The 18,799-nt window shown below is 72.9% G+C and carries 18 protein-coding genes; 13 read left to right on the top strand and 5 right to left on the bottom strand.

The window, feature by feature from the left end:
* Nucleotides 1-4: 4 nt before the first annotated feature.
* Nucleotides 5-703 (bottom strand): NUDIX domain-containing protein, encoded by a 699-nt coding sequence (locus E4A51_RS01095; protein WP_070319963.1) that lies wholly within the window; start codon nucleotides 701-703, stop codon nucleotides 5-7.
* 80 nt (nucleotides 704-783) lie between these two features.
* On the opposite strand from E4A51_RS01095, the gene E4A51_RS01090 reads away from it, so the two are divergent.
* Entirely contained in the window at nucleotides 784-1,788 is a 1,005-nt protein-coding gene (locus E4A51_RS01090) for an SPFH domain-containing protein (RefSeq protein ID WP_062101469.1), read from the top strand.
* A 1-nt stretch (nucleotide 1,789) separates the two neighbouring features.
* Nucleotides 1,790-2,683: an inorganic polyphosphate kinase gene (locus tag E4A51_RS01085; RefSeq protein WP_046528833.1), complete on the top strand. Its 894-nt coding sequence runs from the start codon at nucleotides 1,790-1,792 to the stop codon at nucleotides 2,681-2,683.
* 88 nt (nucleotides 2,684-2,771) lie between these two features.
* Here the strand turns inward: E4A51_RS01085 and E4A51_RS01080 are convergent, their stop codons facing one another.
* Nucleotides 2,772-2,984, bottom strand: a complete 213-nt coding sequence (locus E4A51_RS01080) for a hypothetical protein (protein ID WP_046528834.1) — start codon at nucleotides 2,982-2,984, stop codon at nucleotides 2,772-2,774.
* Between the two features lie 63 nt (nucleotides 2,985-3,047).
* Between E4A51_RS01080 and E4A51_RS01075 the strand changes: the two genes are divergently transcribed.
* The 5 genes from E4A51_RS01075 (at nucleotide 3,048) to yidC (ending at nucleotide 6,412) form a co-directional block, all read left to right on the top strand.
* Nucleotides 3,048-3,500 (top strand): MarR family winged helix-turn-helix transcriptional regulator, encoded by a 453-nt coding sequence (locus E4A51_RS01075; RefSeq protein ID WP_226239074.1) that lies wholly within the window; start codon nucleotides 3,048-3,050, stop codon nucleotides 3,498-3,500.
* Between the two features lie 42 nt (nucleotides 3,501-3,542).
* A complete protein-coding gene (locus tag E4A51_RS01070) occupies nucleotides 3,543-4,190 on the top strand; it encodes a sulfite oxidase-like oxidoreductase (protein WP_062101466.1) in 648 nt (215 codons plus the stop codon).
* 7 nt (nucleotides 4,191-4,197) lie between these two features.
* Nucleotides 4,198-4,980 carry an FAD-binding oxidoreductase gene (locus E4A51_RS01065; RefSeq protein WP_134850658.1) on the top strand — a complete coding sequence of 261 codons (783 nt, stop codon included), beginning with the start codon at nucleotides 4,198-4,200 and terminating at the stop codon, nucleotides 4,978-4,980.
* A gap of 79 nt (nucleotides 4,981-5,059) precedes the next feature.
* Nucleotides 5,060-5,455, top strand: a complete 396-nt coding sequence (locus E4A51_RS01060) for a hypothetical protein (RefSeq protein ID WP_206119932.1) — start codon at nucleotides 5,060-5,062, stop codon at nucleotides 5,453-5,455.
* A gap of 78 nt (nucleotides 5,456-5,533) precedes the next feature.
* On the top strand, nucleotides 5,534-6,412 hold the full coding sequence (gene yidC, locus E4A51_RS01055; RefSeq protein WP_134850657.1) for a membrane protein insertase YidC: 879 nt from the start codon (nucleotides 5,534-5,536) through the stop codon (nucleotides 6,410-6,412).
* Between the two features lie 33 nt (nucleotides 6,413-6,445).
* Here yidC and E4A51_RS01050 read toward each other — a convergent pair whose 3' ends face one another.
* On the bottom strand, nucleotides 6,446-7,390 hold the full coding sequence (locus tag E4A51_RS01050) for a DUF808 domain-containing protein (protein WP_134850656.1): 945 nt from the start codon (nucleotides 7,388-7,390) through the stop codon (nucleotides 6,446-6,448).
* A 168-nt stretch (nucleotides 7,391-7,558) separates the two neighbouring features.
* Here E4A51_RS01050 and E4A51_RS01045 point away from each other — a divergent pair, with 168 nt between their 5' ends.
* Together E4A51_RS01045 and E4A51_RS01040 are read left to right on the top strand one after the other, a co-directional pair.
* Nucleotides 7,559-8,128, top strand: a complete 570-nt coding sequence (locus tag E4A51_RS01045) for an MOSC domain-containing protein (RefSeq protein ID WP_134850655.1) — start codon at nucleotides 7,559-7,561, stop codon at nucleotides 8,126-8,128.
* A 102-nt stretch (nucleotides 8,129-8,230) separates the two neighbouring features.
* Nucleotides 8,231-8,758 (top strand): TM2 domain-containing protein, encoded by a 528-nt coding sequence (locus E4A51_RS01040; protein WP_134850654.1) that lies wholly within the window; start codon nucleotides 8,231-8,233, stop codon nucleotides 8,756-8,758.
* A gap of 57 nt (nucleotides 8,759-8,815) precedes the next feature.
* Here E4A51_RS01040 and E4A51_RS01035 read toward each other — a convergent pair whose 3' ends face one another.
* Both E4A51_RS01035 and E4A51_RS01030 read right to left on the bottom strand, forming a co-directional pair.
* Nucleotides 8,816-9,358, bottom strand: coding sequence for a hypothetical protein (locus tag E4A51_RS01035; RefSeq protein WP_070319974.1), 543 nt, complete (start codon nucleotides 9,356-9,358; stop codon nucleotides 8,816-8,818).
* Between the two features lie 153 nt (nucleotides 9,359-9,511).
* Nucleotides 9,512-10,207, bottom strand: coding sequence for a hemolysin III family protein (locus tag E4A51_RS01030; protein ID WP_070319984.1), 696 nt, complete (start codon nucleotides 10,205-10,207; stop codon nucleotides 9,512-9,514).
* A gap of 741 nt (nucleotides 10,208-10,948) precedes the next feature.
* On the opposite strand from E4A51_RS01030, the gene E4A51_RS01025 reads away from it, so the two are divergent.
* Genes E4A51_RS01025 through drmB form a run of 4 tightly spaced genes read left to right on the top strand, consistent with a single transcriptional unit; the run spans nucleotide 10,949 to nucleotide 18,535 of the window.
* Entirely contained in the window at nucleotides 10,949-11,761 is an 813-nt protein-coding gene (locus E4A51_RS01025; protein ID WP_134850652.1) for a hypothetical protein, read from the top strand.
* Nucleotides 11,758-13,332, top strand: coding sequence for a hypothetical protein (locus tag E4A51_RS01020; RefSeq protein ID WP_134850651.1), 1,575 nt, complete (start codon nucleotides 11,758-11,760; stop codon nucleotides 13,330-13,332). The genes E4A51_RS01025 and E4A51_RS01020 overlap by 4 nt, the downstream gene beginning before the upstream one ends.
* A complete protein-coding gene (locus E4A51_RS01015; protein ID WP_134850650.1) occupies nucleotides 13,329-16,775 on the top strand; it encodes a helicase-related protein in 3,447 nt (1,148 codons plus the stop codon). Before E4A51_RS01020 ends, E4A51_RS01015 begins: the two co-directional genes overlap by 4 nt.
* A complete protein-coding gene (gene drmB / locus E4A51_RS01010; RefSeq protein ID WP_134850649.1) occupies nucleotides 16,769-18,535 on the top strand; it encodes a DUF1998 domain-containing protein in 1,767 nt (588 codons plus the stop codon). The genes E4A51_RS01015 and drmB overlap by 7 nt, the downstream gene beginning before the upstream one ends.
* The last annotated feature ends 264 nt before the right edge of the window (nucleotides 18,536-18,799 follow it).

Raw genomic sequence — 18,799 nt, 5'->3', positions numbered from 1 at the left:
GGCCTCAGTCGCGGCTGAGCGGCGGGTGCAGGGTCGTGACGTCGCCGCGCCGGTACAGCGCCGCGGGGCGGCCGCGTCCCTCGGCGCGCGTGCGGCCGGTGTCGACGAGCAGGCCGGGCACGCCGGTGACCTTGCGGTGGAAGTTGCGCGGGTCGAGGGGCCGGCCCCACACGGCCTCGTAGACGCGCCGCAGCTCGGCGACCGTGAACTCGTCGGCGCAGAACGCGGCGGCGAGCGGGCTGTACTCGAGCTTGGCGCGCGCCCGCTCGACGCCGTCGGCGAGCACGCGCGCGTGGTCGAACGCGAGCGGGCGCGCGAGCGCGTCGTCGACGCGGACCCACGCGGCGCCGGCGGCGTCGCTCCCGGCGCGCGGCTCGGGCAGGTCGGGCGCGAGCGCGAGGTAGGCGACGGACACGACGCGCATGCGCGGGTCCCGGTCGGGGTCTCCGTAGGACGCGAGCTGCTCGAGGTGCCCGGGGACGTCGCGCACACCGGTCTCCTCGGCGAGCTCGCGCGCGGCGGCGGCGTCGAGGCCCTCGTCGGGGCGCACGAAGCCGCCGGGCAGCGCCCACCGGCCGCGCCACGGGTCGGCGCCGCGCTCGACGAGCAGCACGTGCAGCGCGTCGTCGCGCAGCGTGAGGACGACGAGGTCGACGGTCACCGCGAACGGCGGGTAGTCGGCGGGGTCGTAGCGGGTCGCCATGCCGACACCTTATCTCGTCATGTTGACGAAAAACCACGGTCGTGTTTATCGTCAGGTTGACGACAACACGAGGAGGAGACATGGCGACCATCACGCGCTACCCCGGGGTCCGGCACCTGCGCTCGACCCCCACGACCCACGTGCTCCAGCTGCGCCGCGGACGCGTGCGACGCTCGGGCGTCGGGCTCGCGTTCTGGTTCCGGCCGCTCACCGCGGCGCTCTCGGAGGTCCCCGTCGACGACCGCGAGCTGCCGCTCGTCGCGCACGCCCGCACCGCCGACCTGCAGGACGTCACGGCGCAGGTCACCGTGAGCTACCGCTTCGAGGAGCCCGACCTCGTCGCGCAGCGCCTCGACTTCAGCATCGACCCCGCGACCGGCCGGTGGACCGGCAACCCGCTCGACCAGGTCGGGCGACTGCTGGGCGAGCTCGCCGCCGGGCACGTCATGGACGCGCTCGCCGGCGCGACCCTGCGCGAGGCCGTCACGTCGGGCGCCGGCCCGCTGGGACGCCGCGTCACCGCGGCCCTCGTCGCCGACGAGCGCGTCGCCGCGACCGGGCTGCGCGTGCTGGGCGCCCGCGTCGGGTCGGTGCGCGCCGACGCCGACCTCGAGCGTGCGCTGCAGACCCCGGCGCGCGAGACCGCGCAGGCCGAGGCCGACCGCTCGACGTACGAGCGGCGCGCGCTGGCCGTCGAGCGCGAGCGTGCCATCGCCGAGAACGAGCTGAGCAACCGCATCGAGCTCGCGAGCCGCGAGCAGCAGCTCGTCGCGCAGGAGGGCACCAACGCCCGGGCGCGCGCCGACGAGGCCGCCGCGGCCGGGCTCATCGAGGCCCGCGGCCGCGCCGAGCGCCGCCACCTGCAGGCCACGTCGGACGCCGAGGCCACGCGCCTGCAGGGCGAGGCGGACGGCGCCGCCGAGCGCGCCCGCATGGCCGCGCTGGCCGAGGTGCCGCAGGGCGTGCTGCTCGCGGCCGCGCTGCGCGAGCTCGCGACGCACCTGCCGGAGATCGGGCAGGTCACCGTTACGCCCGACCTGCTCACGGGCGCCCTGGCGGCGCTCACGACCCGGCGGGGCGAGTGACGTGACGCTCGCACCGCGCGCGGTGGTCGTGCACCGCCGCTCGGAGCTCGACGAGCTCGTCGACCGGCACGGCACGCGCGGCCAGGTCGAGTTCTTCCTGCGCACGCGCGGGCGGGACCTGGCCGACGTGCAGGCGCGGCACGACGCGCTCGCCGACGCGCTGCGCACCGTGCGCGCGGCCGTCCCCGCGGACTGGCGGCGCGGGGACGTCGAGCGGGGCGACCTGCACCGGTTCGCGTTCGACCCCGACGACGTGTGCCTCGTGGTGGGACCCGACGGCCTGGTCGCCAACACCGCGAAGTACCTGCGCGACCAGCCGGTCGTGGGCGTCGACCCCGAGCCGGGGCGCAACGCGGGCGTGCTCGTGCGGCACCGCGCCGACCGGGTCGCGCACGTGCTGGGCGACGTCGTGCGCGGCACGGCCGTCGTCGAGGGGCGTGCGCTCGTGCGCGCGACCCTCGACGACGGCTCGGCGCTCGACGCGCTCAACGACGTCTACGTCGGGCACGTCGGCCACCAGTCGGCGCGCTACCGGCTCGCCGCGCCCGAGGGCGTCGAGCGGCAGTCGTCGTCGGGCGTCGTCGTGACCACCGGCACCGGCGCGACGGGCTGGGCGACGTCGCTCGCGCGCGGCCGCACGGACGCTCCCCCGCTGCCCGGGCCCGGCGACGACGCGCTCGCGTGGTTCGTGCGCGAGGCGTGGCCGTCGCCGGCGACCGGCGCCGACCGCACGGCGGGCCTGCTGGCCGCGCGGCAGGAGCTCGCGCTCGTCGTCGAGTCCGACGCGCTCGTGGTGTTCGGCGACGGGCTCGAGGCCGACCGGCTCACCGCGACGTGGGGCCAGACCGTGCGCGTGGGCGTGTCCGACCGGCGGCTGCGGCTCGTCGCCCCGTGACGGCGCAGTGACCGCGCAACGACCACGCAACGACCACGCAGCGACCGCGCCGTCCGGCGCCTGCCGGGGCACGGCGGGCGCGCGCGGGTCAGCCCTGGTCGGCGTCGTCGCGCGCGACGAGGTACACGCGGCCCGACGCGTCGACGACGCGCTCGAACCCGCCGCGCAGCTCGCCCTCGCGCGCCCGCTCGTCCTCGGTCACCTCGCGGCCGGCCCGCCGCGGGTCGGTGACCTGCGCGGGGCCGAGCAGGTAGCGCGCGAGCCAGGCGGTCGCGTCGAACCGGGCCTTGCGCTGCGTCATGGCCGACTCCGTTCGTGCACTCATGGTCAGTGCACTCACTATCGCATGCCTAGGATGGGGCGCGTGACCACGCCCGCGCCCGCCGACCCGCTCGCGGTCGAGGCGCAGGTCTGCCTCGCGCTGTCGGCCGCCGCACGCAGCCTCGTCGGCTTCTACCGGCCGGTGCTCGAGCCGCTGGGCCTGACGCACCCCCAGTACCTCGCGATGCTCGCGCTCTGGCAGCACGCGCCGCTGTCCCTGCGCGACCTCGCCGACCACCTGCACCTCGAGCCCGCGACCACGTCCCCGCTGGTCCGCCGCCTCGAGGCGCTCGGCCTCGTGACGCGCACGCGCGCCGAGGACGACGAGCGCGCGCTGCGCATCGACCTCACCGACGCCGGCCGGGACCTGCGCGCCCGCGCCGAGCAGGTGCCCGCGACGATGGTCGAGCGGCTCGGCCTCACGGTCGAGCAGATCGACGAGGTGCGCCGCGCGTCGCAGCTCGTGATCGACGCCTGCGAGCGCGCGCGCGACTGACCTCGCCCACCCCCTGTCGGCGCACGCCCGATCGGGTGTTGCATGGCTCCCGTGACCCCGAGCGACGCACCGGGCACCGACCCGAGCGGCACCCCGGCCCTGACCCCCGGCTTCCACGGGCGCCCGCGCCCGTCGGGCGTCGCGCTGCCGCCGGGCCAGTACGAGGTCCACGACTTCCCGGTGCTGTCCGCCGGGCCGACGCCGAACGTCGACACCGCGCACTGGCAGCTCGAGGTGCGCACCGAGGACCACGCGACGTGGCGCTGGACGTGGGCCGAGCTCCTGGCGCTGCCGCAGGACGACGCGGTCGTCGACCTGCACTGCGTCACGCGGTGGTCGAAGTTCGGCACGCGCTGGCGCGGCGTGAGCCTCGACGTGCTGCTCGCGGACGTCCCGTCGGCCGCGCAGTACGCGCTGGTCGGCTGCTACGGCGGCTACACCACGAACCTGCCCGTGGCGGACCTGCTGGGCGGTCGCGCGTGGATCGCCCACACGTACGACGGGCGCCCGCTCGACCCGCTGCACGGCGGGCCCGCGCGGCTGCTGGTGCCGCACCTGTACCTGTGGAAGTCCGCCAAGTGGGTGCGGTCGATCACGCTGCTGCGCGACGACCAGCGCGGGTTCTGGGAGCGGTACGGCTACCACGACTACGGCGACCCGTGGCGCGAGCAGCGCTACCAGGGCGACTGAGCGCGCGATGACGACGTCCGACGTCCCCCGGCTCGGCGAGCGCTCCGCGGTGGCGCATGGCTGGCGCACCGCGACCCTGGTCGACGCGTGGCACGAGACGGCCACGGCACGCACGCTCGTGCTCGACGTGCCCGCCTGGCCGGGCCTGCGCGCCGGGCAGCACGTCGACCTGCGCCTGACGGCCGCCGACGGGTACACCGCCACGCGCGCCTACTCCGCGAGCGCGCCCACCGACCCCGCGCACCCGACGCACGTGCAGGTCACGGTGCAGCGCGTCGCGGGCGGCGAGGTGTCGCCCTACCTCGTCGACGACTTCCCCGTCGGCGCCGGCATCGAGGTCCGCGGGCCGGTCGGCGGGTGGTTCGTGTGGGAGCCCGGCGCCGCGGGCGGCGCACCCGTGCTGCTGCTCGCGGGCGGGTCGGGCGTCACGCCGCTCGTCGCGATGGTGCGGGCGCGCCGCGCCGCGGGCGACCGCACGCCGTTCCGGGTCCTGTACTCGGTGCGCATGCCGACCGACGCGATGTTCCTCGACGACCTCACGGGCGCGCGCCTCGACGGCGTCGAGTCCGACGTGTGGTTCACGCGCGCCGCTCCCCCGGACGCGCCGCGCGCCGTCGGGCGCATCGGGCTGCGGGACGTCGCGCAGCACGGCTGGCCCGCCGACCTCGCACCCGTCTGCTACGTGTGCGGGCCGACGGCGTTCGTCGAGGCGATGACGCGCCTGCTGCTCGTGCTGGGGCACGAGGCGCGCGCGATCCGCGCCGAGCGGTTCGGGCCGTCGACGGACTGACGCGTGCCGCCCCGCGCCGCCGGGGGCCCGTGACCCTCGCGTAGGCTGCGGTGCGACCGGACCGGGAGGGGTGACGCACGTGCCACGCACCGACGCCGCGCGCGCACGCCACGCCCCGCGCACGCCCCGGACCCCGCTGACGGCCGTCGTCTCGGTCCGCCTCGGCGTCCTCGTGCCGGTGCTCGCCGGGCTGCTGCTCGCGCTCGGCACGTCGCTCGGCGACCCCGTCGCCCCACCGCTGCAGCTCGTGCTCGTCGCCGCCGTCGGCGCGACCGGCCTGGCCGTCGCGGGTGCGCTGCTCGTCCCGGTCGCCGCGGTCCTGCTCGGGGCGCTGCCCCGCACCGGACCCGCGCCGGCGTCCCACCCACGCGCGCCGCGCACGCCCGCGCGTCAGCAGGACCCGACGGCGGCTGGCCGCCCGCACCCCCGGGCACCGGGAGCGACGACGCTCCCGCGCGCCCTCCGGACCGTCTGACCCCTCCGGCACCGCCCTGACCGGGCGCGGCGCGCGGGACCTCGTCGTCCCGTCCCGCCGTCCTCGCTGGAGTCCGCCGTGCCCTTCCTCGTGCCCTTCGCCCTCCCCGTCGCCGTGCCCCTCGGCGCACCCGCCGCTGCGCCCGTCGCCATCCCCGTGGTGTCCACCCTCGTCCACCCGATCCGCGTCCTCGTCGAGCACGTGCTCGTGGCGTCCCACGACGTGCTCACCGACCTCGGTCTCGACCCCGTGGGCGCGGCGTGGTCGTTCGCGGTCGTCGTGCTGGTGGTCCTCGTCCGCGTCGTGCTGCTGCCGCTCGTGGTGCGGCAGGTGCGCGGCGCCCACGCCATGGCGCTCGTGCAGCCGCGGCTGCAGCAGGTGCAGGCGCGCTACCGCGGGCGCACCGACCCCGCGTCGCGCCGGGCGCTCGTCGCCGAGCAGCAGGCGCTGCTCGGCGAGGCCGGAGCGAGCCCGCTCGCGGGCTGCCTGCCCGCGCTCGCGCAGGCGCCCGTGCTGTACGCGCTGTACCTCACGCTCGCGGGCCTCGGGCACGACGGCGGCGTCGGACCCCTCACCGGTGCCCTCGCGCAGCAGGCCGGCGCCGCGACGCTGTGGGGCGCGCCCCTGGCCGGCACGCTGGGCGCCGCGGCGTCGACCGGCGCGCTCGTCGTCGGCATCGTCCTCGCGGTCGTGCTGTGCGGCGGGCAGGCGCTCGCGGGCTGGCTCGCGACGCGCAACCGGCCGCCGGTCGACCCGGAGGTGCCGATGGCCCGACTGTCCACGACGCTGCCGGTCGTGCTGCCGCTCGTGATGGGCGTCGCGGCGGTGCACGTGCCGCTGGGCGTGGTGCTCTACTGGGCGACGTCGGCGCTGTGGTCGGTCGGGCAGCAGCTCGTCGTCAACCGCGTCCTGCCGCACCCCGGGCGGGCGGGGCGACGCGCGGGCCGGCGCGTCTGAGCGGGGTGCGCCGCGCGCCGGCCGGGACCCGGCTCAGTGCGCGGCGCGGCCCCGGCGCTTGTGCACCTGGTGCATGACGAGCACGACGACGGCGCCGACGACGAGCCCGATGATCGCCGACGCGACGGTCTCGACGAGCCACGCGAGCACCCCGCCGATACCGGCGACGCCGTGCACGGCGTCCTCGAGGTGGTGGACCACGTCGTACAGGCCGTCCCACCCGAGCTCGTGCACGCCGACCAGCAGGATGTGCCCGCCGACCCACAGCATCGCCACGACGCCGACGGTCGAGAGCACGGTGAGGACCTTGGGCATCGCAGCGACCAGCCCGCGCCCGAACGCCGCGGTCGCGCCGTTGCGGGTCTGCGCGAGCCGAAGGCCGATGTCGTCCATCTTCACGATGAGCGCGACGACCCCGTAGACGAGGGCCGTGATACCGAGCGCGACGATCACGAGGATGATCGCGCGCGACACGATCGGCTGGTCGGCGACCTCGTTGAGCGCGATGACCATGATCTCGGCGGACAGGATGAAGTCGGTGCGGATCGCGCTCGACACCATGCGCCCCTCGGCCTCGGGGCCCTGCTCGGCGGCCGTGACCTCGGGCTTCGCGGCGTGGTGCCCGCTCACGGCCTCCCACAGCTTCTCGGCGCCCTCGAACGCGAGGTACGTGCCGCCGACCATGAGGATCGGCGTGAGCAGCCACGGCACGAACTGGCTGAGCAGCAGCGCGGCGGGGAGGATGAACAGCAGCTTGTTGCGCAGCGAGCCGCGCGCGATCTTCGCGATGATCGGCAGCTCGCGCTGGGCGGTGACGCCCTGCACGTAGCGCGGGGTCACGGCCGTGTCGTCGATGACGACGCCGGCCGCCTTCGCGCTCGCGCGGCCGGCCGCCGCGCCCACGTCGTCGACCGACGCGGCCGCGAGCTTCGCGAGCGCCGCGATGTCGTCCAGGAGCGCCGCCAGACCACCAGCCATGTGCCACCTTCTCCGTGCCCGTGGCCGCGCCCGTCGCGCGCCGAAGGACAGGGTAGGGCCGCGCGCGACGTCCACCCACCCGGGGGCGGACCCCCGCGCGGGCGAACCTCGGTGCCGTCCCCGGGCGCCGGGCTCGCGGCCGCCGCGGTCCTCGGCGAGACTCGGCCCGTGAACGCGGCGCACCGGTACGACGTGGAGATCGTCCACCTGCTCGTGTCGCCCGCGCACGCGTACTTCGGCCGCCCGCGCGACGGCGCCGCGGACGTCCCGACCACCGACGCGGACCGCGCCGAGGTCGTGGCAGACAAGGGCGTCGTCGGCGACCGGTTCTACGGCAAGGCCGTGCACCTCGACGCGTCGATCACGCTGATCGCCGCCGAGGCGCTGGACGCCGTCGCCGCCGAGCTGGGCGTGCCGCCGTTCGACCCGTTGCTCGCGCGCCGCAACGTCGTGCTGCGCGGTGCGCACCTCACGCCGCTCGTCGGCCGGGAGGTGGTGCTCGAGTCCGGGGGCGACGCCGTCACGCTGCGCGTCGGGCGCTTCGCGAACCCGTGCGCGTGGATGGACCGCGTGCTCGCGCCCGGCGCGCACCCGGCGCTGCGGGGCGGGCGCGGCGGCGTGCGCTGCCGTCCGCTGACCACCGGGCTCCTGCACCGGGGACCGGCCGTGCTCGTCAGCCCCGTCCCGCTGGACCCGGCCCGCGCAGGCGACGCCCTCCCGCGGCCGCGGCTCCCCTGAGGGTCACGGCGGGCGGGGCGTCCGCCACGTCGTGTCACCCGTCCGGTCGCGCGGGACGCCTCTTCCCCGGAGTCGACGTGCCGCCCGCGCTACTGTCCGCGCATGACCGATCAGCAGTCGCCCTACGCGTCGGGCCCGGCGGACCCGTCGGACCCGTCGCGCCAGCCGCCCGCGCAGGCGTACCCGCCGCCCGTGCCGGAGTACGGCTACGCCGAGCCCGTGGCCGGGCCGCCCGCTGCGCAGCCGGGCTACGCCGTGCCGCCGCCGGGTCAGCAGTCGTACGGGCAGCCGGGCTACCCGCCGCCGGGCTACGGCTACCCGGCGTACGGGCAGCCCGGGTACGGCGTCGACCCCGTGTCGGGGCAGCCGTGGTCGGAGAAGTCGCGCACCACGGCGGGGCTGCTGTCGCTGCTGCTGCCGCTCGTCGGCGTGTGCGGCGTCGGCCGGCTGTACGCGGGCAACATCGGGCTCGGCCTCGCGCAGCTCATCGGCCTGTACGTCGGGTTCGTGCTCACGTTCGTGGGCATCGGGTTCTTCATCGTCCCCGCGGTGTGGATCTGGTCGGTGGTCGACGGGATCGTCCTGCTCACCAACGGCGGCAAGGACGGCACGGGCCGCCCGTTGCGCTGAGGACGACGACGGGGCGGCCCGCCGCAGCGGACCGCCCCGTCGTCGTGCCGGCGGACGTCAGGCCGCGGGCTGGCAGACGTACTCGTAGACCTGCTCGCCGGACGGCGTGGCGTAGGTGTACTTGACCTTCGGGTCGACCGTGATGCCGCCGGCCTCCATGACGGGGAAGACCTGCGACTCGCAGCCGCTCTGCAGCATCGACTCGATGCTCGACAGACCCTCGCGCATCTGGTCGACCGTGGCACCGGCGACCGCGTCCTCGGAGTACGTGTACGAGTAGACCAGCGTGCTGGGCCCCTCCGAGGAGATCGCGATCTCGGAGTACATGCCGGGGAACGCGTCGTACAGCGCCGGGATCGACGACTGCGACTGCGCGACCATGTCCTCGAGCTTCGCCTGCTGCTCCGCGAGGTCCCCGCCGGCCGACTCCTGCGCCGTCTCGGCCGGGGTCGGCTCGCTCTGCGCCGACGTCGCGGCGGGCGTCGGCGTCGCGTCGGCGCCGGCGTCGTCGTCCGACGGGGACGAGCACGCGGCGACGCCGAGCGTGAGCGCGACGGCCAGCGCGAGCGAGCCGGTGGCGCGACGGAACGATGCGGTCATGAAGGCCTTCTCTCCTGCGGGGGCGACGGCATCCTGTGGGACACCTGTGAGAGGCATCGTGCCTGGTCGCGGCCTTGCCGACCACGGCTGGGCGGGTGAGATGCGGCAGACGCGACGAAGGTCACACGTCGCGTCCGACGCGTCTCGCGACGGTCAGGCCGGCAGCACGTACCGGTACACGAGCAGGTAGTGCAGCACCGCGGCGAGCACCACCAGCACGTGCCAGATCTCGTGGAACCCCAGCACGCCGGGCACGGGGTTGGGCCGCTCGACGACGAAGATGACGAACCCGACGCTGTAGAGCAGGCCGCCCGCGGCCATGAGCACGTACGCGCCCGCGGGCAGGGACACCCCGGAGCCGACCAGCAGCACCGGCATCCACCCGAGCGCGATGTACAGCGTGTTGGTGACGTACTTGGGCAGGTCCCGCACGAGCGAGCGCAGCACGATCCCGGCCACGGCCACCGCCCACACCGCGCCGAGCACGGTCCAGCCGTAGGGGGTGCGGAACAGCACGAGGACCAGCGGGGTCATGGTGCCCGCGATCAGCAGGAACACCGAGTCGTAGTCGAGCGTGCGCAGCACCTCGTTGACGCGCGGGCCGCGGTCGATGCCGTGGTGCAGCGTGCTCGCGACGAACAGCGTCAGCACCGACGCCCCGTACACGGCGACGCCGACGATCGTCCACGGGTCGCCCCCGAGGCTCGCCTGCACGACCAGCAGCGCGGCCCCGACGAGCGCGAAGCAGCTCGCGACGAGGTGCGTGACGGTGTTGATGCGCTCGTCCGTGACGTGCACGCTGCCGTCCCTGCTGCGCAGGTCCGACGTCTGGTCCGAGCCCGTGTCCACCGCCACCTTCTCCTGCGACGCGCCTCCGGCGGTCCTCCGCCCGTGAGCCTACCGAGCGTCGCTGTGACGGACGGCGCGTCCGCCGCCCTGCCGGCCGAGTCGTCCGGGGCACGGCAGCCGGCGGGCCTGGGGCACCAACGACGAAGGCCCGGACCTGACGGTCCGCGCTGCAGCACGGGTCCACTCTCCCGCGGCGAGCAAACGCGATCACGTCACGCCGATATCCGGCGGACTATGCAACAGTCGCAATGCCGATGGCTCCAGACAGAGCCACGTCCTCGCAGGCCAGGAGTCAGTCGGCCACCGGGGGTTTCCCTGACGCTCACGACGATACCGAACCGCGCCACGGATGCCCCGTAGGTCGTCCATGCACACTGCGCGCGACGCCCCTTGGAAGCTGGAGTGCTGGGCGGTGCCGTGCTGGCAGACCACCTGACCTGCGTCAACCTCCCCGAATGAGGTCGCGCCCGGTGGGCACAGCATTCGGAGATCCGGCTGCCTGTCACCGATCCGCCCGGCACGAGCCTCTAACGCCGGAAATCCACCCGCGAACTGCCCGAACGGCGTCGCCGAGATGCGGTTGACTTCCTGTCACGCAGACGACGACGTCGAGAGGCCATCGTGTCAGCAGATCAGGCGCCACCACTCGCGCTGCCTCACGTTCTCCAGCACCTCACCGGCTTGGGGCGCGCACTGGCCTCCCCGACAGGGCTGCCAGATGGCCTACGAACGTGGGTTACTGTGCCGACCTCCCGCCTCGCAGTTGCTGCGACCACGCTCGGCGCACTGTCGGCGACACCTGGGTGCGACGGCTGCTTTCACGCTGACGTGCAGGTCGGTCACCGCGCGGTCGCCTACGTGGACCGCAGGTTCGAAGACACGACCGTCACCCAAATCACCGACACTCACATCCGCATCAAGAGTCTCATCCCGCGCTCGACTGCCCCCGCGCCGCGCCTGCCCGACGGCTTCCCTGACCGGAACGCCGTCCGCCTCACCGATGAGGACCGCGATGAACTGGCTAGGGCATATGTCCGTGATCCGCTGCTCGTAGGTCATGAACATGTGCGCGCTTCCATACATCCCGTGATCGTCGTCGGACTGCCAGAACGTGTGCGCGACGACCTAGCGTCCTGGCGTCAGCTCCCTGGCAGCGACCGCCACGCAGTGCGTCGCGCGATGACCGCCACCGTCGACGACTGGTACCGGGCCCCGGTCCTGCCCATCGGTGTCATGCCGTCCCTCGCGCGGCGTCCCTGGCTCGTACAGGTCCGACCGCGACTTGTCATCACGACCACGACCGCTGCGGCACTCGCGGCGACACCTTGGCCGGAGGTACCAGTCCTGTCGCTGCTGTCACGGCGCTCCCCCTCAACCGTCGTCGCAGCCGAGCTCATCCAGCAGATGCATACGACGCCCGCGACCCCCACCGAGGACCACCTGCGCGCCGCCCTCACCCCGGGCCATGGGCTCGAGATTCACGCGGCACACCTGCCAACGGACCAGCCGATGCCGGTAACCGGCGACGACACCGACGAAGAGGAGGAATGGTGAGCACCCTCGCAACATGGCTCGCCGCCAGCTCCCCCGACATCGACGTCCACCGGGTGCCATGGCCGCAACTCGCCACCCTGACCCAGACTGTCCACGGCCTGCGCGAGTTCGATGCCGCCACCGTCGTCGGACGGGTCAGCGGAACCGCCCGCACCGTACGACGAACGCTCACCTCCACCCCGCTCCAACCAGACGACCCCGACGTCGGTCTGGGAAACCTCGTTGCCGACGTCCAGGCGTTCCTCGTCGACCACCCTCAGCACACCGCAACCACCGCCCTGCAAGCAGTTCTCGACGCTGCGACCACGCTGCTCGACCAGCCATCACCACTAACAGAGTGGGTCGGCGACGTCGCCAGCGAGTACGGTGCCGCCCGTCACGGACGCCCCGAAGCGGTCCTGGTCGTCCCGAACGACCGCCTCGTCGCGCCGACGCTCGCATGTCTCGAACGGGAAGGACTGACCTGCGTCGACGTCGCAACCGCTGCCAGCCTGCGCGACCAGTGCGGGCACCTCGCCGCGATAGTCCTCGGCCACCCGGCACTGACGTACTCGACGGCCTTCCGGACCCCCTACGTCGCTGCACGCGAGGCCGGGTGGCTGCTGACCGCACCCCCCGCCGGCCGGGTACGCCTCGCGCTGCTCACGGACGACCCGCCTCTGACTGAACGAGACGTCTGGGTCTGGCCTGACGCCACTGCACATCCCAGATGGCAGCTCAACGTACCGCCGCGCACGACCGCCGCACCCGCCCAGTCCACATGGTTCGTCGAGTCCCCCCCGCCCGAAGCGCCAATCGTTCGCCCTCGTCACGCAAGCGACGACGACGTCGCCGCCACAGCTGTCATCACCGCCTCCGGCCACACCGTCTACTTCGCACCCGACACCGGCGCCAAGCCGCGCTTCCTCGGCCTGGAGGACACCGGCGATGTCACGATCAGCACCATCGCCATCACCCAGCTGCGCCCCGGACGTGTCCTCGTTGAGCACACCAGCGGTGCCGCAAGAAACGAACTGATCGCACGGGCGAACCAGTGGCTGACCGACAGGAAGGACTGGACGCCTAACCGCATCGACGCGACCCGCGACGGATGCATGGCGCTCAAGTTCATCGTGCTGTGGGCCAAGCACCAGCTGACGAAGCCCGGGCTTGCACAAGAGCTCATTCGAACTGGGCTGTCACCTGACTACGCACGAGGCCTGCCCGACCGCGTCATGGATGAGGACTACATCGCGCCACGCCGCACCGGGTTCGACGCCATCGTGCGTGTCGGTGCCCGCCTGGACTGGTCCGGCATCGACCGGGACTTCATCGCCGCCGCCAGAGCAGCGGCGGACGACGTGCCGACGCTGCGGGCCGCGCACCAGCACGCAGGCGACATGGTCCACCGCGACCTACGCGACCGGTTGCGTGACCGTGCCTGGGAAGACGCCGTAACTACCAATGGATGGGCACTCATCAGCGACGACACGCTCGGCGACGTACTGCTTTCCACCGTTGTCGTCGTCGACGGCACCCACCCCGTCCCGCGCGCGTGGCTCGGCGTTCCCAAGCTCCAGGAGGACCGATGACGGCCGAACAGACCCGCGACCAGCTCGTCGACGCTCTGCGCCGCGACCTGCTGGGGCCGCTCGCCGACCCTGACGGGCACTACCCCGCCGCCGTACCCGTCACGCTCGCACCCGGCCATGCGCTCGCAGCCGTGCGGGACCTGTCCCACCTGTACGTCGCCCCCGACGGGTACGAGGTGCTCACCGGAGAGAGCCCGGTCGGCCGGTACGTCACCGGAGCGCTCTACCCGACGCTCGGAGCGCACGACGACACTGACATCGACGTCGCGCAGGCACCGAACGTCGGAGAAGTGCCCGAGACCGAACCTGCCGCCGTCGTGCCCGCGGTGGCCCCGGCCGTCGACGACGACACCCTAGAAGCGGCGACCGACGAGGACCTCGACGCGACGGCCACGACCGTCGACCGCGTGGGCCGCCCGTCGTCGATGGGAATCTCGTTCGTCATCGACGCCGACGTCACCACGCTCGAGGTGCACGTCCACGGCGCCCGGTACGAGTCCTACGACCTGACCGTCGCCGGGCGCCCCCAGCAGGGCTGGCACCGAATCCCTGTGACTGACACCCGAACAGTCGACCTGCCCACCCAGCCTGGACGTGTCACCCGGGACCTCGCGGAGGGTCCGCTGCACGCGCAGGTCGGCGTCGACGTCCGCGCCAGCGCGAACGGCACCCGTGTCGTGACCGCCTACCTGGTCAACCGCACCCCGCGCGGCACCGGGCCTCTGGCCCCACTCGTGCTGTTCACGGCCGCTCTGACGGTGACCATCCCGGCGGGGCACCTGCGCGACTACCCCGAGCCGGACGTGGACACCTCCCCCGAGGCTCGGACGCTTCGACTGCTGTACACGACCGCACCCGTACGCGCCGTCGGACACGGGTGCGACGCCGTCGTCGATGACGGGCCGGCGGGGCACGTCGTACGCACCGAGACGTTCCCGGTCGCACGAGTCGCCCCGACGACCCCGGACATCAGCGACGAGGCCGGCTCGCTCGCGGTGGACATGGACGACCTCGGCGAGTGGAAGGCCTCCGCGCGCGCCGTCGTGGACCGCACACTCACCGCGTACCGCGCCTGGATCGCGACACGTCGCGCCAAGGCCGCCACGCTGAGCGGGGAGGCTGCCGCGACGGCAGCCGAGCACCTGGCCGCGTGCGAGGCGTTCGCAGGCGACATCGAAGCCGGCTGGAAGCTCGCACAGACCGGAACGGTGCACATCGCACTGCGATACGCGTCGCTCGCGATGGCAACCCAGCGGCGGTCGTACTCCGCCAAGACCCGGCCCGTCACGTTCAATAAGGCCACGAAGACGTTCACCGTCGCCCCGGCCGCGGCCGCGACGGGCAAGCGCCCAGCGTGGCGGCCGTTCCAACTCGCGTTCATCCTCGCGAACCTGCCCCCCCAAACCGACCCAGCCCACCCACGTCGCGGCGCCGTCGACGTCATCTGGATGCCGACCGGCGGTGGCAAGACGGAGGCGTACCTCGGCCTTGCGGCTTTCACCATGCTGCACCGGCGACTGCTCGACCCGAGCGCCAAGGGCACGACCGTCCTGATGCGGTACACGCTGCGACTGCTGACCGCCCAGCAGCTCCAGCGCGCCGCGTCGCTGATCTGTGCGCTGAACGACCTGCGCGAGGACGGTCGAACCGGCGAACTCGGCAAGGCCAGGTTCAGCATCGGCGCGTGGCTCGGCAAGGCGTCCACCCCGAACACGCGCAAGGACGCGCAGGCCATGCTGACCGCGCTCGGAAAGGGCACCAGAGGGACACGCAAACGCCCGTTCCTGCTGTCCCGCTGCCCGTCGTGTGCAACCTCGATGGGCGACACGCACGACGGGAAGGTCGCCGGGTACGACATCGCGCCCGTCCCGAACGACCCGACCAAGAATCGCATGCGGGCCATCTGCCCGAACCCGGCTTGCGCGTACTCCAAGGGCGCTGGCCTGCCGGTGTTCGAGGTCGACGAGGACGTGTACGCCGCCCAGCCGACGTTCGTCGTCGCGACCGTCGACAAGTTCGCCCAGCTCGCGTGGAACGACAAGCCGCGCACCCTGTTCGGCATCGGACCGGACGGCACCCGCCGGCTCCCGGCGCCCGAGCTGATCATTCAGGACGAGCTGCACCTCATCTCCGGGCCGCTCGGCTCCCTCGTCGGCCTGTACGAGTCGACGATCGACCAACTCTGCCGATACGACGACGGTACCGCGCCCCGTATCGTCGCCGCGACCGCAACGACCCGCGCCTACGGTCGCCAGGCCCAGCACTTGTACGCATGCCCCGCCGAAGACGTACGACTCGTGCCCCCGCCAGGGCTGAGCGCCGACGACTCGTTCTTCGCGAAGGTGAACCCCGACGTCGCTCCCCGCATGCACATCGGCGTCTGCGCGACCGGGGTGTCCCGCTTTCAACACACCGAGATGCGCGTCCTGTCGTCCCTGACACACGCAGCCGCCGCCATCGAGCAGGCCGACTCGACCGCTGACCTGAACCCGTACTGGACGAACGTGGTCTTCTTCGGGTCTCTGCGAGACCTCGGGCACGCCAAGTCGCTTCTAGCGACCGACGCACGCTCGTACGCGTGGCGACTACACCGCTCCACCGGCGTCAACTCAGGCAACCCCCGCGCCGACGGAACTCGAGCAGCCGTTCGGCATCAGCACGATGTCGAGCTCACCTCAGCGGCGTCGGCGGACGCGGCAGTGAACCTCGACAAGCTCACCAAGGCGAAGGGCGAAGCCGGCTGCGTCGACCTCGCCCTCGCGACATCCGTCATCGAAGTCGGTGTGGACGTCGACCGCCTCGGGCTCCTCACAATGATCCGACAGCCGAAGACCGCCTCGCAGTACATCCAGGTCGCGGGCCGGGTCGGACGAGACGCCACCAACGGGCCAGGCGTCGTCGTCACCGTGCTGAACCCCGCGAACTCCCGCGACATGTCGCACTACGAGCGGTTCACCTCCACGCACGCACGCCTATACGCCGCAGTCGAACCCGCGAGCGTCACCCCGTTCACCGGTGCGGCGCTAACCCGAGGGCTGCGCGGCGCGCTGGCATCGACCGTCCGCCAGATCCGCCCAGTGACCAGCCCCGCCGTCACCGACGCCGACCTGGACCTGCTCGACACGGTGACAGACGCGGTGCGCGCCCGACTGTCGACGCTCCCGCACACGAGCACGGACGTGTTCGACGAGGTAGCCGCCTACGCGCGCGCGCAGGCCACCTCCGCGAACGGGCTGGCGCTCGCATGGGGCACACCGTTCAGCCCGGCGTTCCTGCGTCCGCCGGAGGCACCAGCGCCCGTGGACATGCCGTCGTGGTCGGTGCTGATGTCACTGCGGTCCGTTGACGGCGACGCAGCCGTCCACCTCGACGACCAGGCTCTGCCCGCACGCGCCACCCAACCCGCAGCACCCGTCACTGGCGAGGAGGACGACGCATGGTGAGAAAATACGTCGCGCAGGTGCGACGAGGACACCTCATCACCCCGTCCGGCCCCGGAGCACTCACGCTGCTGCCGAACCGGGTGTCGATCATCGTCACCGGACCGAAGTCGTGGATGCGAACCCGCCCCGTTCAAGAACCCGGTGCGGTCAGCCTCCTGGATCGGCTATCGATCGCCGACCGGCACTTGCAGGTCGCGACCGGCGTGAACCGGTTCGTGCAGCCACCGTCAGCGGACAGCCCACCGCAGGACGCGGACTGGGTGCTCCCCGGCGCTCGCTTCCCGCTGATGGAAGCGTGCATGAACCGTGACTGCCGGCGGATGGTCAAGCGCGACCTCATCGACCCGAACGAGGGTCGCTGCGACGTGTGCGGTGGGAAGCGGAACTGGCCGACGCACCAGGTCGCGACCGTGCTGGCATGCCCCGACGGTCACCTCGATGACGTCGACTGGGCCGGGTGGCTGCACGACGGCGACCCGTGCCAAACGCCTGTAATGAAGTACGCGGTCGCAGCCTCACCGGCGCGCCCGAAGTTGGAGTGCGAGACGTGCCACAAGCAGGCGCAGTTCGACCCGGACGTCGACTTCCCCTGCCCTGGTGCCCGCCCGTGGCTGCCGGGGACCGAACCGGAGCAGTGCCAGCAGCGCGCGCGGCCCCTGGAGCGGTCCTCGACGACGATGTACTACGCCCACCAGGAGACCTCGCTGACGATCCCGGTCGCCGGTACGACGAACCCGGTGCTGACGCACGCGCTCATGGACAACCCGGTCCTGTCGCCGCTGCGGATGCTGGACCAGAACGGGCGACGACAGGACATCCTGTTCCAGATGGTTCAGCTCGCCGGCCAGCTCGGCATCGTCACGAACCTCGACGACCTCGTGGGACACCTCGACGCGCTCGCCAACGAGCAGGACGTCCCGCCAGCCCGCGAGCTGGAGCTCGACGCACTCACGTCCGACCTGTACACCCCGTCGACCGCCGGGCACCTGCCAGACCTCATCGTCGAACAGCGAGACCCATCCGCGTACACCAGCACACATCTGGGCGAAACGCTGACCGGCGTGTCGGCGGTGCCGCGCCTGCGCGAGACCCGTGTCCTGACCGGATTCACCCGCGTCGAACCCGCCGTACCCGACCCAGCGCGCGGGTACGCGCAGATGTGGGGCAAGTCCCGCCCAGAGGTGTTCGCCGCCGGGTCGACGGACGACTGGCTTCCTGGCTACCGCGTGTACGGCGAAGGGATCCTTATAGTTCTCGACCAGGACAGGTGCTTGCGCTGGGCGAACAACTCCGCGCCGAACACCCGTATCACCAGCGCGGGGCGGGCGCTACCGAGCCGGCTCACGAATGACCCGTCCCGAGGCGTGCTCGCGCACACGTTTGCGCACCTGCTGATGCGTGCCCTCGCGCCAGAGTCAGGCTACCCGCTGCCCGCACTGCGTGAGCGACTGTACGTCTCGGACGAGCGGACCGCTGTGCTGATCTACACCGCCGCCGGTGACATCCACGGCACCCTCGGCGGCCTGGTCGATCTAGTGGAGCCGTCCCGGCTGTCGGTCCTGATTGATCAGGCCATCGACTCCGCGACATGGTGCGCGACCGACCCGGTGTGCGGTGAAGCAAACCCAGACCTGGGTGGACGCGGGACGACGCCAGGCGCGTGCCATCACTGCTTGTTCGTGCCAGAGACGTCGTGTGAGGCGTTCAACAAGGGCCTTGACCGGGATGTGGTGACACGCTTCGTGCAATCGCTGGCGTAAAGTCCCCGGCGCCTCGCCTGAGCGAACGCACGGCTACCCGGTCCGCCAAATGCATGCGGTGCAAACCCGCCGCACACCTCGCCGGGCGCGCAGGAGACGGAAGAGCAGATGGGGCGAGGTGTGGCACCGGCTGGGCAACACCACAGTGCCCAGCGCCAGGTCTGCATCTCCACAGGCCGCGTCACGCACCACGAGGATGAGCGGACCATCTGGAAACAAACGACGGCCCCCAGAGAGATCTCTGGGGGCCGTCGCCCAAACCTA

The organism is Cellulomonas sp. HD19AZ1 (assembly GCF_004535805.1).
GTDB lineage: Bacteria > Actinomycetota > Actinomycetes > Actinomycetales > Cellulomonadaceae > Cellulomonas > Cellulomonas iranensis.
The sequence above is the reverse complement of the archived record's forward strand: the minus strand, read 5'-3'. Positions and strand labels throughout refer to the sequence as shown.